The sequence below is a fragment of the Pigmentiphaga daeguensis genome, from assembly GCF_039523035.1.
Taxonomy (GTDB): Bacteria; Pseudomonadota; Gammaproteobacteria; order Burkholderiales; family Burkholderiaceae_B; genus Pigmentiphaga; species Pigmentiphaga daeguensis.
Map to the genome: position 1 here is coordinate 36,689 of NZ_BAAAEN010000010.1, position 14,464 is coordinate 51,152.

The following is a 14,464-nucleotide window of genomic DNA, read 5'->3' on the forward strand; positions in this document are numbered from 1 at the left end:
CATGTCCCGCATCCGCCATGCCGCCCTGTTGCTTGCCTTCGCCCTGCCGTTTCAGGCTTGCGCCCAGGAGATCACCGTATCGGCCGCGGCCAGCCTGACCAACGCCTTCAAGGACCTCGGCAAGCAATTCGAGCAACGGCATCCCGGCACCACGGTGCGGCTCAACTTCGCGGCCTCGGGCACGCTGCTCCAGCAGATGAGCCAGGGCGCGCCGGTGGACGTGTTCGCCAGCGCCGACCAGGCCACGATGGACAAGGCCGTGGCGCAGAACCTGATCGACGTGCCGACGCGGCGCGATTTCGCCGCCAACAGCCTGGTGCTGGTCACGCCCGCGCAGGGCGGTCCTGCCATCGCCTCGCTGCAGGACCTGGCCGGCGCGCCGGTCAAGCGCATCGCCGTCGGCAAGCTCGCCACGGTGCCGGTGGGCAACTACACCAGGCAGGCGCTGGACCGCGCCGGCCTGTGGACCGCGCTCGAACCCAAGTTCATCCAGGCCGACAGCGTGCGCCAGGTGCTGGACTACGTGAGCCGGGGCGAGGTGGACGCCGGCTTCGTCTACCGTACCGACGCGGCCATCATGCAGGACAAGGTCAGGATCACGCTGACCGCCGGCGGCCATACGCCGGTGACCTATCCCGTGGCGGTGCTGTCCGGCAGCAAGCACCAGGCGCAGGCCAGGGCCTTCATCGACTTCCTGCTGTCCGCGCCCGGCCAGCAGGTGCTGGACCGCTACGGATTCGGCAAGCCGTGATCGATGTCGACATCGCGCTGACGGTGCGCGACGGCAGCCGGCGCTTCGACCTGGCGGCTCGCTTCGCCTCCGATGCGCCCTTCGTCGCGCTGTACGGGCCGTCGGGCTCGGGCAAGTCGCTGACCCTGCAGGCGGTGGCCGGACTGCTGCGGCCCGGAGCCGGCCACATCCGGCTGGACGGCCGGACCCTGTTCGACGCCGCGCAAGGCATCGACGTCGCGCCGCCCGCGCGCGGTATCGGCTACCTGTTCCAGCATTACGCGCTGTTCCCGCATCTGTCGGTGCGCCAGAACATCGCCTTCGGCCTGACCTCGTGGCGCCGTCGTCGCCTGTCGCCCGAGGACGGGCGGCGCGTGCAGGCCCTGATCGACCGCTTCGGGCTGACCGCCATGGCCGGCAGCCGGCCCGGCGTGCTGTCGGGCGGCCAGCAACAACGCGTGGCGTTGGCGCGGGCCCTGGCCTGCCAGCCCCGCGCCCTGTTGCTGGACGAACCCTTCGCCGCGTTGAATCCCATGCTGCGCGGCGAACTGCGCAAGGAGCTGGCCGAGGTAGCGCGGCAGTGGGGCATCCCCGTGCTGATGATCACGCATGATATCGACGACGTGCTGGAGCTGGCCAATGTCGCCTTTCTTTACCAGGACGGGCAGGTCACGCGCAAAGTGAACCTGCGCAGCGGACAAAGCCGCGATTTCGTCCGCCGCGCACTGGGTGACGACGCGCCGGCCGAGACGCCGATGCGCCAGCGCCTGCGCACGCTGCTGAACCCGGGCGCGTCCTGAACGCACGGCGTTAGAATCGTCGATCAGACGACTCTGCGGTGGCACGCTGCGCGCGGCCGCCCGCCATTCCATGCCACCCTTCGACCGTTCCGCCGCCGTGGGCTTCGGCCTCAATCCGCTCGACCGCATGTCCGAGGCGCGCGCCGACGGCGAGTTCGTCCGGGCGCGCCGGCACGATGCGGCGGCCCGGTTCATGGTTTTCGTCGGCGACGTGCCCCTGCTGGATGCGAGCGGCGCCGCGCCTTCCCCCCTGTTCACCGCCGAGGCCTGGATAGGCCTGGGACCCGCGCGGCAGGAGATCTTCCTGGGGCAGGACGAGCAGGGCCGCCCGCTGTTCGCCGTGGCCCTGGACGGCGGGCTGGCCGAGGCGGCCGCCTCCCGGTCCGGGCTGGAACTGCTGGACCTGCGCAGCATCGCCATGCGCGGCCTGTTCCCGCCCGACGTGCTGGGCGAACTGGGCGGCGCCAAGGCCATCCTGAGCTGGCACGACCGGCATCGCTATTGCGCCAACTGCGGCGAGCCCAGCCGCGTGGCCTGCGCGGGCTGGCGCCGCGACTGTCCGGCCTGCGGCGCCCAGCACTTTCCGCGCGTGGACCCGGTGGTGATCATGCTGGCGGTGGACGGCGACCGCTGCCTGCTGGGCCGCCAGCCGCGCTTCGCGGCGGGCATGTACTCGGCCCTGGCGGGTTTCCTGGAGCCGGGCGAGACCATCGAGGACGCCGTGCGGCGCGAGATCCGAGAGGAAGCGGGCATCGCCTGCGCCGAGGTGGCCTACTTCGCGTCGCAGCCCTGGCCCTTCCCGTCGTCGCTGATGATAGGCTGCTTCGCCCGCGCGCAAGGCACCGGCATCGTGATCGACCGCAACGAGCTGGAAGACGCGCGCTGGTTCACCCGCGAGGAAGTCCGCCAGATGCTGGACGGCACGCATCCCGAGGGGCTGTCCGCGCCCAGGCCCTACGCCATCGCCCATCACCTGGTGCGGGCCTTCGTTGAAGGGACCGGTCCCGCGCTGGGTTGAGCGCAGGCCGGGCGGCCTGGGAGCCTGGGGCGCGCGGGGGGACGATCCCCGGAAGCGGGGGGGCCGGAGCCGGACCGGCGGATTAGGACTTCCCTCCATATAGTTTCAAAATTGTTTACATCGGAACAAGTTTATGGACGAGCGTGAAGTCGCCGGCCGGGTCGAAGGGCAGCGACTTGTACAGCCCCGGCGCCGCCGAATGGCCCGAGGCCATGAAGAACAGCGTGTAGCCGTCGGGCGGGGCCTTGGCCACGAAGTTCGCGCCCAGCGTGCCGCCCGCGCCGGGCTTGCCCTCGACGTAGGCGGTCTGGCCCAGGCGTTCGGTCAGTTGCTGCGCCAGCAGGCGCGCCTGGATGTCCACCGCGCCGCCGGCGGTGAAACCGTGGATCAGGCGGACGGGCTTGGCGGGCCAGGCATCCTGGGCCAGCGCGCGGGCGCCGGGCAGGGTGGCGGCGGCCCCGGCCAGCGTGGCCAGGTCGCGGATGAATCGGCGGCGTGTCATACCAGGAACCTCCCGGGTTGGGGTCCGCGCTCGACCGGCACGCTCTTGAACGAGCCTTCCTGGAAGAGGCGCAGGCGGGACGCCAGCAGTTCGTCCGTCACGCGGGCGAGGCGGCCGGCGTCGAAGACGAGGCGGCCGTCGCGCTTGACGAAGCGGCCCGCCACCATGACGTTCTCGATGTCCGAGGTTTCCGCGTACATGACGACGATGTGCGCGGGATTGCCGCCGGCATGGGCGGGAAAGATGTTCATGCCGCGCGTGTCGATCATGATCAGGTCGGCCTGCTTGCCCGGCGCCAGCGAGCCGGTCTTGCCGTCCAGGCCGAAGGCCTTGGCCCCGCCCATGGTGGCCCAGTAGATGGCGTCGCGCGTCAGCGTGGAGTGCTGCGTGCTGGCCGGCCACTTGCCTTCGGCGTGCAGGCTGCGGTTGTCCAGTTCGCGCTGGTGCAGGAAGGCATGGCGCATGACCCACAGCATGGAACTGTTGAAATAGGGATCGCAGTCCGTTCCCAGCGAGGGCGTGGCGCCGTGCTTGACCAGGCGTCCCAGCATGGCCGGCTGCTCGTAGTTCAGCATTTCGGTCAGGTTGGTGGCGGTGATGGTGCAGCCGGCGTCCAGCACGATCTTCAGTTCGGTGTCGTCGAAGCAGTTGCCGTGGCCGATGTTGTGGTCCGGGCCCAGCAAGCCTTCGCGGGCCAGGCGCGGATAGCCGTCCTCGACCACGCGCTTGCCCTTGCGGCCATAGGTGTGGGCGGAGTTGAACAGGCCGTATTCGCGCGCCAGGCGGATGTCGTGGACGGCCACGTCGTACTCGCCCCAGTCCGGGCCCAGGATGGCCATGGCCAGCGTGACGAGCCCGTCGTCGGTGGCCAGCCGGCCGGTGCGCAGGCGATGGATCTCGTCGCGCGGGAAAGGCTGCTTGTAGTAGGGGACGGCGCCCTCGCGCTCGGGCGGCTTGACCGTGCCGCGCGCGAACACGGCGCGTATGCCCGATTCCTCCAGCGCGTCGATGGCGGCGTCGGTCATCTCGGCGTCGCGCAGGATGTGGCACCAGTCGACGATGGTGGTGGTGCCGTTGCGCAACTGGTTCAGCGCGCCCAGCAGGTTGCCCAGGTAGACGTCGCGAGCGGTGTAGTAGGTGGCCAGTTTCTTGTGCAGGTTGGCATGGTAGTCGCGGCTGCCGACCCAGTCGGCGCCGATGCCGCGCAGCTGGAATTCCCAGGTATGGATATGGGCGTTGACCATGCCCGGCATGACGATGCGGTGCGTGCCGTCCACCACCTCGTCGGCGGCCGCGTTCAGGCCGGGGCCGATGGCGGCGATCCTGTCGCCTTCGATGAGGATGTCGGCCTGGGCGAAGTCGCCCACGGCGGGATCCATGGAAAGAATGGAAGCGTTCCTGATCAGCGTGCGGCTCATGTGTCCCCTCGGATGCGATGGCGGAGATCCCCGGGGCCCGGGCCACCAGGCCGTGGGCCGCCGGGTGGGCGGAGGCAGGACGCGCGCGACTGCGTGTGGAAGCCATGTTGACATTTTCCACATCGGCGATAAACATCGTCAGATCAAAAAATTGCTTTCCAATCCGGAAAAAATATGGACCGGTTCGTGGCGATGTCGGTGTTCCGCAAGGTCGTCGAGCACGAAAGCTTCACGCTGGCCGCGCGCCAGCTGGGCATGTCGGTCGGATCGGTCAGCAAGTACCTGACGTGGCTGGAGCTGCACCTGGGCACCTCGCTGGTGGCCCGCACCACGCGCCGCCTGAACGTGACGGAGGCGGGCCGCAGCTACTACGCGCAGTGCGCGCGGCTGCTGGATGACCTGGAGGAAGTCGAGCGTTCGGCCGCCTCGATGCAGACCATGCCGCGCGGCGTGTTGAAGGTGCGCGCGCCGGTTTCGCTGGACTACGCGGGCTTCGGCGTCATGATGGGCGAGTTCCTGCGACAGTTTCCCGCCGTCAAGGTCGAGATGACGCTGAACGACCGCTTCGTCGACCTGGACGACGAAGGCTACGACGTTGCGCTGGCCCTGGGCAGCAACCAGAAATACGTCAACCATCCCACGCATGCCACCCGCGCCATCGCCCGCATGACGCGCACCGTGGCGGCCTCGCCCGGCTACCTGTCGGGGCGCGAGGCGCCCGCTGCGCCGCAGGACCTGAAGCGGCACGACTGCCTGATCTACGACCGGGGGCCGGCGCCGGACGAATGGCATTTCTCGGATGGCCGCACCGAGCGCATGGTGCATGTGGGCGGCAGCCTGCGCAGCAACAACAGCCAGGTGCTCAAGGATGCGCTGCTGGGCGGCTCGGGCCTGGCCATGCTGCCGACCTTCATGATCGCGCAGGCGCTGGACGAAGGGCGGCTGGTACCGGTGCTGCCCGGCTGGACGCCGGCGTCGCGCACCCTGTACGTGATCCACCCGCGGCCGCGGCATTCGTCGCTGAAGATACGCGAGTTCGTCGAATTCGTGTCGGCGTGCTTCGAGCGGGATCCGCGCTGGCGGCTGGCGTCCTAGCGCGCCAGTCCGATGACCGCGATGATCCGCCCGAAGGCCACGGAGCGGTCGATGGTCAGCGAGCCGCCGTGCTGTTCGCAGATGCGCCCGGCCAGCCGCAGCCCGAAGCCGGCATCGGCCGGCAGCTCGAATTCCGGAGGAAAGCCCACGCCTTCGTCCTCGACGATCACGGTGACCAGGCCGGGGCCGTACTCCACGTCGAGATGGACGTTGCCGGCGCCGTACTTGACGGCATTGGTCGCCAGCTCGATCAGGACCGAGCCGAGCGACATCGCGGCTTCGCCATCCAGCGGAACCGCGCCGTTGGAGACGATGGCCAGCATGCGGTCCGAGCGGGGATCGATCAGCGCCGATTGCAGGTGCCGGGCCAGGTCGGCCAGGTAGGTGGCGGCGTCGGGCGCCGCCTCGGGCTCGTGCCGGTAGGCATGGTCGTGCAGCCGCACCAGGCTTTCGATGCGGCTGACCGCGATACCGAGTTCGCGGCGCACGTCCTCGTTGTCGGAGCGCCTGGCCTGGACCTGCAGGGCGCTGGAAAGAAGATGCAGGCCGTTGCGCATGCGATGGTGCAGTTCGCGCAGCCGCAATTCGTGGGTGGTGCTGGCGTCCTCGGAGGACGGAGTGGAGACCGGATCGGCTGGCGGGGCGTCGTGTTGCGGAACGCGCTTGCTTGTCATGTAGGCTGCTGGTGGACCGGATGCGAAGGTCCCGGTTGGGATGGGACGGCGGCCGCTGGGTCCGGGACCGGGACCGGGGGCCACCGCTGCGTCATTTCTCGTTCAGGTCGCCACGCAGCTTGTCGTTGGCTTCGCCGATGCGATCCTTGTCCATGCGAACTCCTCATCGATGGTAAGGGTGCCGTCCGTTGCCGGACTGGGGGAGGAACAGACTGTAGCGTCGAGCCGGGACAGCGGCTAGATGAGTCCGTACCAGCGGCGATAGTATTTCTGTCCCGAAGACGGCGGCCTAGCGGGGACGCGCGTGCCGTCTTCCCTTGGCCGGCGCTTCGTAGCCGGTGACGCCGCGCTGGCGCGCCCAGACGATGGCGTCGCTGCGGCGATGCACGCCGATCTTGCTGTACAGCATCGCGATGTGGTTGCGCACCGTATTGGGCGACACCCGCATCGCCGCCGCGATCTGCTCGTTGTTCTCGCCCTGGCACATGCGTCCCAGGACTTCGTATTCGCGCGGCGTCAGCTCCGACAGCGCCGCGGTGCTGGCAAGCGTGTCCTGCGGACGCCGGATCTGGGCCAGCTTCTCGATGACGGTGCGGCTGAACCACGAGGCGTCCTGCATGACCGCGTCGATGGCCGCGACCAGCTCTTCCTCGCCGCGCTTGCGGTCGGTGATGTCCTGGATCGCCACGAGCACGCAGGCCTGGCCATTGATGGTGGCGGTCTCGGCCGACAGCAGGCAGTCCAGCACGTCTCCCCCGCGCGTGCGCAAGGCGACTTCGGCGTTGCGCACGCTGCCGGTGGCATCCAGGTCGTCCTTCAGCTTGCGATGGACGGCGGCATCGGCCCACAGGTGCAGATCGGCCGGCGTCTTGGCCAGGACTTCCGGAGCCTCGTGGCCGGTGGCGGCGATGAAGGCCTCGTTCACGGCCATCAGCGCGAAGTCGCCGCGATTGCACACCGCCATCGGCACGGGAGCCAGCATGAAGGCCTTCGAGAAGCGTTCCTCGGTCTGGCGCAGGGCGTCCTCGGCGCGGCGGCGGGGCTCCAGGTCCATGAAGGTGAAGAGCATGCAGGGGTCCTCGCAGACCTCGAGAGGCTGGCCGGCCACGATCACCAGCTTGGTGCCGCCGTCCTTCAGGCGCAGCGTGGCTTCCATCTGGGGGATGGTGCGTCCCTGTTGGAGCAGGCGTATCGCCTCGTCGCGCCGCGCCGCTTCGTTGAGCACGTCGAGTTCATACATGGAACGACCCAGGACTTCTTCCCGGTCATGTCCGGTCATGTCCAGGAAACCCTGGTTGACCTTGAGGTAGCGCAGATCGGTCAGGCCGCAGATGATGGCGGGCGCCGGGTTCGTACTGAAGGCGCGCTCGAAGCGTTCCTCCGCGCCGTACCGGTCCGTCGCGTCCTGGATCACGAGCACCAGGGCCTCGGGTTCCTCGGACGCGCCGGTCAGGACCAGGCCGCGCACCTGGTGAATGCGGCGGAATGATTCGTCGGCGGGGCGGGTCACTTCGACCACGACGTCCGTGAAGCTTTCGCCTGCGAGGACCCGCATGATGGGATACTGGGCGGGAGCCAGGACGTGGTTGTTGCGGTACTTCAGCGTATGGGCGGCAACGTAGTCCTGGGCCGTGCGGCCCAGGGCGGCCAGGTTTCCCGCGCCATGGATGGCCAGCGCCGTTTCGTTCGCCCAGACGACCGCGCCGTCGGGATCGAGAAGCACGACGCCCTCGGCCAGCCCCGAAATGATCTGCTGCAGCAGGCGCCGGTCGGCGCGTGGCTTGTCGGTGCTCTTGCTCATCCCGGTGCCCCTGTGGGTTGCGTGGCGACTATCGCCGGATGACGCGGTGGGGCTTCATCTGGAGTCGGACCTGGCGCGATGGTGCCGGGCAGTGTATCCCATCGCCCTGTCGGGCGGACTGAGGTCGCCGCCCCATTGCGCGACGATGTCCTGCAACATCGCTGAAACCGCCTGGCAGGCCGGGGTCATCACGCCCGATTTGGGCAAGGCCAGCGTGACGTAGCGGCGCAGGTCCGGATTGACCAGGCGGGTGGCCTGCAGCGACCCCTGGCGCAGTTCGTGCATGATCGAATAAGGCCCGAGGACGGCATATACCGACTGGGTGGCGGCCAGTTCCTTCTGCGCGGTCAGCGAGTCGGCCTCGATCACCGCCTGCAGCGCGAAGCCCTTGCTGCGGGCGGTCTCGTCCAGGATCGCGCGCCAGTGGGCGGGCCGCCGGGGCAGCACCAGGGGCAGGTCCTGCAGGCGCGCGAAATCGACGGAGGGCGCCCGCGTGAGCGTATCGCCGGGGCGCGCCACGAGATAGGTGTGGCCGGTGGCCAGCAGCCGTTCCTCGGCGCTGGCCGGCTTGTGGAAGCGGAACAGGACGGCCATGTCGACCAGGCCCGCGTCCAGCAGCGCATCGAGTTCCCCGCCCTGCCCCTCGCGCACGTTCAGGCGGATCAGGGGGTATTGCTCGCGCACGCGGCCGAACAGCGTGGTCAGGAGCGGATGGGCGGCCGAAGGCAGGATGCCCAGGCGGACCTCGCCCATGGGCACCGTGGACGTGGAGCGGATCTCGCGGAACAACTGATCGGTGTCGGCCAGCCAGGTGCGCACGCGGGCGATGATGTGCTCGCCCAGTTCGGTCAGGACCACGCCGCGGCCCGTGCGGCGGAACAGCCTGCCGCCGCACTCGCGTTCCAGGTTGCCGATCTGGCGGCTGACGTGCGACTGCACGGTCATGCGCGCGGCCGCCACCTTGGTGAAGCTGCCGCTTTCGGCCACTTCGACGAACAGTTTCAGATCGGCATGGTTCATGGGACGGCGCCTGCGTGAAGACATCTCTATTTTGGCATGTCTGAAATCTCGGATACCAGTCTAGGAAGATATCTGCGCGCTTCCTACACTGCCAGCCGTCACGACATCGCGCGCATCGCGCCCACCACCATGACCGCACCCAATCTGGCGCCCGCACCGGCGCCCCTGCGCATCGCCGTCGACATCGGCGGCACGTTCACCGACATGGCCGCGTTCGACGAAAGCGCCGGCACCCTGCATTTCGGCAAGGCCTTGTCCACGCACGGCCGGCTGGTCGAGGGCATCCAGCACACGCTGGACGGCGCCGGCATCGACCTGCGCAACGGCTATCTCTTCCTGCATGGCTCGACCATCGCGATCAATACGCTGCTCGAACGCAACGGCGCGAAGACGGCGCTGCTGATCACCGAGGGATTCCGCGACATCTACGAGATCGGCCGCGTCAACCGTCCCGATGCCTACAACCTGTTCTTCTCCAAGCACACGCCGCTGGTCAAGCGTTCGCTGCGCTATGAAGTCGCCGAGCGGCTGCGCGCGGACGGCAGCGTCCACAAGCCGCTGGACGAGGCGCGGGTGCGCGAGGTCGCGCGCGAGCTCAAGGCGCAGGGCGTGGAGGCGGCGGCGGTGCTGTTGCTGCATTCCTATCGCCAGCCCGACCACGAGAAACGCGTGAAGGAAATCCTGCTCGAGGAACTGCCGCACGCCTTCGTGACCGCCTCGCACGAACTGTCGCAGGAATACCGCGAGTTCGAACGCGTGTCGACCGCCGTCGCCAACGCCTATGTGGGTCCGCGCGTGTCGGCCTACCTGGGCCAGTTGGAGACGCACCTGGGCGAGCGCGGCTTCGGCGGCGACTTCTATGCGGTCCAGTCCACCGGCGGCCTGTTCCCGCTGGAACATGCGCGGCGCGAATGCGTCCGCATGCTGGAATCGGGTCCGGCCGCGGGCGTCATCGGCGCCCAGGCGATCTGCGCGCAGCTCGGGCTGCCCGACGCCATCGCCTTCGACATGGGCGGCACCACGGCCAAGGCCGGCGTGATCAGCGAAGGGCGGCCGCTCACCACGGGCAGCGCGCTGATCGGCGGCTACGAGAAGGCCCTGCCGATCCAGATCCCCATGATGGACATTTTCGAGGTCGGCACCGGCGGCGGCAGCATCGCGCGCGTCGAGCTGGGCAATGCGCTGCGGGTGGGGCCGCGGAGCGCCGGCTCCATGCCGGGCCCGGTCTGCTATGGCCGTGGCGGCACCGAGCCCACCGTGACCGATGCCAACCTGGTCCTGGGCCGCCTGGACGCCGGGCACTTCCTGGGCGGCGAGATGCCGCTGGACCTGGAAGGCGCGCGCGCCGCCATGCACGAGCGCATCGCCGCGCCGCTGGGCCTGGAGACGGTCGAGGCTGCGGACGGCATCCTGCGCATCGCGGTGACGGCGATGTCGCACGCCGTCAAGGCCGTCACCACCGAACGCGGCCTGGACGCCGGCAGCTTCACCATGGTGGTCTACGGCGGCGCGGGGCCGCTGCATGCCTCGGCCATCGCGCGCGAGCTCGGCATCCGCCGCGTGCTCATTCCCTACGCGCCGGGCTACTTCTCGGCCTACGGCATGCTGTTCAGCGACCTGCGCTACGACTACGTGCGCTCGGTGTTCCGCCACCTGGACGATCTCTCGTTCGACGAGATCGAGTCGCTGTACGCGTCCATGGAAGAAGAAGGGCGCGCGGCCGTCGCGGCCTCGGCGGTGCGGCCGGACGATATCGTCATCGAGCGCTCGGCCGACATGCGCTACGTCGGCCAGGAGCACGCGGTCACCGTCGACCTGCCCCGCGTGTATTTCGAACGCCAGGACCGCGATGCGATCAAGCGCCATTTCGACGACGTCCACGCCATCCGCTACGGCACCAGCGCGCCGGCCGAGCCGGCCGACATCGTCAGCCTGCGCGTGACCGTGCTGGGCGTGATGCGCAAGCCGCCGCGCCACGCGGTGCGGGCCGGTGGACAGACGCCGCCCGAGGACGCGTTGCGCGCCACCAAGCCGGTGTACTTCCGCTCGCACGGCCAGGTGCCGACGCCGGTGTACCGCCGCGACGCCCTGCTGGCCGGCAACCGTATCCCGGGGCCGGCCCTGATCGAAGAACACGCCTCCACGACCGTCGTCCAGCCGGGCGACGAATTGACCGTGGACGACTGCGGCAACCTGCATGTGGCCATCGGGAGCGAACGTTGATGAACGCGCGAGAAACGAACCAGCCCACCGTCGATCCGGTCACGGTGGAGATCATCCGCAACGGCCTCCTGGCCGTCACGGAGGAAATGAAGACCAACCTGATGAGGACCGCCTACAACCTCATCATCTACGAGGCGCTGGATTTCACCGTGGGCCTGTTCACGCCCGAGGGCGACACGGTGTCCATCGGCCTGGGCCTGCCCATGTTCATCCGCGGGATGTCCGAGACCGTCAAGGCCAAGATCCGCCACTTCGGGTTGGAGAACATCCATCCCGGCGACATCCTGGTCACCAACGACGCCTATGTCACCGGTAGCCACCTGAACCATTTCACCTTCACCATGCCGGTGTTCCACGAAGGCCGCATCGTCGCCTTCACCTGCTGCATGGCGCACTGGCTGGACGTGGGCGGCACGCTGGGCCAGGTCACGACCGACATCTTCTCCGAAGGGATACAGATTCCCATCGTCAAGTACCGCCGCGCGGGCGTGGTCAACCAGGACCTGGTCGACATCATCGCGATGAACGTGCGCCTGCCCGAGCGCGCGCTGGGCGACCTGCGCGCGCAGATCACCGCCATCACCACCGGCGAGCGGCGCTTCCTGGAGCTGGTCCAGCGCTACGGCGCCGACGCCGTGCACGGCTCGATCGCGCAGATCATGGACCAGTCCGAGGCGGTGGCGCGGCAGAACACGCTCAGCATTCCCGACGGCGTCTACGAGGCCGAGTCCTACATGGACGACGACGGCGTGGACGTGGGACGGCGCATTCCCATCCGCGTCAAGGTGATCAAGCAGGGCGACGAGATGACCATCGACCTGTCGGACGTGAGCCGGCAGGTGCGCGGCTTCTACAACTCCGGCTTCACCACCGGCATCGCCTGCGCGCAGGTGGCCTTCAAGTGCCTGACCACGCCCACCGACTATCCGGTCAACGACGGCAGCTTCCGTCCGCTGAAGGTCGTCATGCCCATGGGCACCGTCATCAGCGCCGAACGCCCGTTCCCGATGCGGGTCTGGATGACCTTCCCCATGACCGTCATCGACACCATCTTCAAGGCGCTGGCGCCGGCCATACCCGACCGCGCCATCGCCGGCCACCATGCCGACCTGGTGTTTCCCAACATCCACGGCATCTCGCCCGAGGACGGCCGCCTGTTCATCGTCGGCATCGGCCCGCTGGGCGGCGGCTGGGGCGCGAAGTCGCGCGAGGACGGCGTGTCGGTCACGGTGTGCATCAACGACGGCGATACCCACAACAGTCCCACCGAGCAGCTCGAGGCCAAGTATCCGGTCCTGGTCGAACGCTACGCCATTCGCACCGACAGCGGCGGCGCGGGCACCTATCGCGGCGGGCTGGGCGCGGAGATGGTGGTGCAGGCGCTGTCCCCCTTCGCGGTGACTACGCGCATCGACCGCATGCATTGCAAGCCCTGGGGGCTGGAGGGCGGCCACGAGGCCGCGGGCAACGGCATCGCCATCCGCCGCAAGGGCGAATGGGACGACGGCATGCCCAACGCCAAGATCTTCAACGTGCGGCTGGAGCGCGGCGATGCCTACAAGATGCTGTCGGGCGGAGGAGGCGGCTTCGGCGATCCGCGCGGGCGCGATCCCGAGACCGTGGCCGAGGACGTGCGCGAAGGCTATGTCAGCGCACAGGCGGCGCGCGATGTCTATGGCGTGGCGGTGACCGCGGAAGGCGCGGTGGACCAGGCCGCCACCGAGGCGCTGCGGGGCCGCCGTGCCGCCTGATGCCGCCGCCCGCGCCGCCGCGCTGCTGCGCCTGTGGAACGACGTGGCGCTGCAGCACGTGTCCATGGGCGGCGCCTGCGCGTGCGGCATGGGTGGCGTGACGCTGCGACTGCAGGATTTCGAGCGCGACATCCTGGACTATTTGCGCGACGAGGCCGGGCGCCTGGGCGAGGCCGAGGCCCATGCCCTGCTCGAACGCCACGCCCCGGCCGGGCAGGAGGGTGGCGTGGCGGCGGTGCTGGCGGCGCTGGCCGATCCCGGCAACGATGCCGCGGCCGCCGGCGCCGCATGGCTGCTGGGCCGCCTGGATCGCACCCTGAGTTCTTTCGCGCGCCTGCACGGCGGCGCGCGTTCCGGAGCCTTGCCATGACGGAGACGGACGACCGCATACCGGTCACGGTGCTGACCGGCTTCCTGGGCAGCGGGAAGACCACGCTGCTGAACCGCCTGCTGGCGCGGCCCGCGCTGCGCGACACGGCGGTCATCATCAACGAGTTCGGCGAGGTCGGACTGGACCACCATCTGCTGGAGCAGAGCGCCGAGGACATGGTGCTGCTGGCCAACGGCTGCATCTGCTGCACCATACGCGGCGACCTGGTCGAGGCCTTCGACCGGCTGGACCGGCGGCTGGCGGGCCAGGCCGCGCCGCTGCGGCGGGTGGTGATCGAGACCACCGGGCTGGCCGACCCCGCGCCCATCCTGCACACGCTGATGAGCGAGCCGGAGGTTGCGCGTCGTTATCGGCTGGACCACGTGGCCGCGACCGTCGATGCCTGCAACGGCATCGATACGCTGGACCGGCAGGAGGAAGCCGTGAAGCAGGCGGCGGTGGCCGACCTGCTGGTGCTGACCAAGACCGATCTCGCGTCCGCCGCGCAGTCCGAGGCCCTGCTGCACCGGCTGCGGGCGATCAACCCCGGGGCCGAGCTGGTACGCGCCGGCAAGGACGACGGCGACTGGCTGGCGGCGCCCGACGGCCGCCCGCGCGACGTGCGGCGCTGGCTGCGTGCCGAGGCGCACGAGGCACATGGCGACGCGCACGGACACCTCGCCCATCATGGGCACGGACATGAACACCATCACGACCGCACCCGCCACGGCGACCGCATCCGCTCGTACGTGGTGACCCGCGACGAACCCGTGTCTTGGGCCGGCGTGCAGCGCTGGCTGGCCATGCTGGCCACGCTGCGCGGCCCCGACCTGCTGCGTGTGAAAGGCATCCTCAACGTGGTCGAGCATCCCGGCACGCCGGTGGTCATCCACGGCGTGCAGCACGTGTTCCATCCCCATTCCTTCCTGCCCGCCTGGCCCGACGGCGACCGCCGCACCCGCATCGTCTTCATCACCCGCGACGTCGAACGCGACCTGGTCGACGACACGCTCAGGATCTTCGAGCGCCGACAACCCTAGCCCCGCCTCATCACAACGACAA

At 69.2% G+C, this 14,464-nt stretch carries 12 protein-coding genes and 1 pseudogene; 8 read left to right on the plus strand and 5 right to left on the minus strand.

What is annotated here, in order from left to right; translation table 11 throughout:
- The first annotated feature begins 1 nt into the window (after position 1).
- From modA to nudC, 3 genes are all read left to right on the plus strand, one after another.
- Positions 2-751, plus strand: a complete 750-nt coding sequence (gene modA / locus ABD104_RS14160) for a molybdate ABC transporter substrate-binding protein (protein WP_087840451.1) — start codon at positions 2-4, stop codon at positions 749-751.
- The gene (locus ABD104_RS14165) at positions 748-1,530 is read left to right on the plus strand and encodes a sulfate/molybdate ABC transporter ATP-binding protein (protein WP_087840452.1); all 783 of its coding nucleotides are present in this window, start codon (positions 748-750) and stop codon (positions 1,528-1,530) included. The genes modA and ABD104_RS14165 overlap by 4 nt, the downstream gene beginning before the upstream one ends.
- 70 nt (positions 1,531-1,600) lie before the next feature.
- Entirely contained in the window at positions 1,601-2,548 is a 948-nt protein-coding gene (gene nudC / locus ABD104_RS14170) for an NAD(+) diphosphatase (protein WP_087840453.1), read from the plus strand.
- A 115-nt stretch (positions 2,549-2,663) separates the two neighbouring features.
- Here the strand turns inward: nudC and ABD104_RS14175 are convergent, their stop codons facing one another.
- Together ABD104_RS14175 and ABD104_RS14180 are read right to left on the minus strand one after the other, a co-directional pair.
- Entirely contained in the window at positions 2,664-3,050 is a 387-nt protein-coding gene (locus ABD104_RS14175; RefSeq protein ID WP_279817024.1) for a tripartite tricarboxylate transporter substrate-binding protein, read from the minus strand.
- Positions 3,047-4,468 (minus strand): amidohydrolase family protein, encoded by a 1,422-nt coding sequence (locus ABD104_RS14180; RefSeq protein WP_343927699.1) that lies wholly within the window; start codon positions 4,466-4,468, stop codon positions 3,047-3,049. The genes ABD104_RS14175 and ABD104_RS14180 overlap by 4 nt, the downstream gene beginning before the upstream one ends.
- Before the next feature lie 174 nt (positions 4,469-4,642).
- Between ABD104_RS14180 and ABD104_RS14185 the strand changes: the two genes are divergently transcribed.
- The gene (locus ABD104_RS14185; protein ID WP_087840458.1) at positions 4,643-5,563 is read left to right on the plus strand and encodes a LysR family transcriptional regulator; all 921 of its coding nucleotides are present in this window, start codon (positions 4,643-4,645) and stop codon (positions 5,561-5,563) included.
- Here the strand turns inward: ABD104_RS14185 and ABD104_RS14190 are convergent.
- The 3 genes from ABD104_RS14190 to ABD104_RS14200 all read right to left on the minus strand — a co-directional run bounded on the left by ABD104_RS14190 (position 5,560) and on the right by ABD104_RS14200 (position 9,058).
- Entirely contained in the window at positions 5,560-6,237 is a 678-nt protein-coding gene (locus ABD104_RS14190) for a sensor histidine kinase (protein WP_087840459.1), read from the minus strand. The genes ABD104_RS14185 and ABD104_RS14190 overlap by 4 nt on opposite strands.
- Positions 6,238-6,526: 289 nt before the next feature.
- Complete coding sequence (locus tag ABD104_RS14195; protein ID WP_343927700.1) at positions 6,527-8,038, minus strand: helix-turn-helix transcriptional regulator; 1,512 nt, start codon at positions 8,036-8,038, stop codon at positions 6,527-6,529.
- Positions 8,039-8,092: 54 nt separating this feature from the next.
- Positions 8,093-9,058 (minus strand): LysR family transcriptional regulator, encoded by a 966-nt coding sequence (locus ABD104_RS14200; RefSeq protein WP_279817030.1) that lies wholly within the window; start codon positions 9,056-9,058, stop codon positions 8,093-8,095.
- Positions 9,059-9,187: 129 nt separating this feature from the next.
- Here ABD104_RS14200 and ABD104_RS14205 point away from each other — a divergent pair, with 129 nt between their 5' ends.
- The 4 genes and pseudogenes from ABD104_RS14205 (at position 9,188) to ABD104_RS14220 (ending at position 14,442) form a co-directional block, all read left to right on the plus strand.
- Complete coding sequence (locus ABD104_RS14205) at positions 9,188-11,281, plus strand: hydantoinase/oxoprolinase family protein (protein ID WP_087840464.1); 2,094 nt, start codon at positions 9,188-9,190, stop codon at positions 11,279-11,281.
- A pseudogene (locus ABD104_RS14210) lies at positions 11,281-13,057 on the plus strand (hydantoinase B/oxoprolinase family protein); the annotation flags it as partial. The gene ABD104_RS14205 and the pseudogene ABD104_RS14210, both read left to right, overlap by 1 nt.
- A gap of 18 nt (positions 13,058-13,075) precedes the next feature.
- Positions 13,076-13,402, plus strand: a complete 327-nt coding sequence (locus ABD104_RS14215; protein WP_371695952.1) for a hypothetical protein — start codon at positions 13,076-13,078, stop codon at positions 13,400-13,402.
- Positions 13,399-14,442 carry a CobW family GTP-binding protein gene (locus tag ABD104_RS14220; protein ID WP_087840470.1) on the plus strand — a complete coding sequence of 348 codons (1,044 nt, stop codon included), beginning with the start codon at positions 13,399-13,401 and terminating at the stop codon, positions 14,440-14,442. The genes ABD104_RS14215 and ABD104_RS14220 overlap by 4 nt, the downstream gene beginning before the upstream one ends.
- The last annotated feature ends 22 nt before the right edge of the window (positions 14,443-14,464 follow it).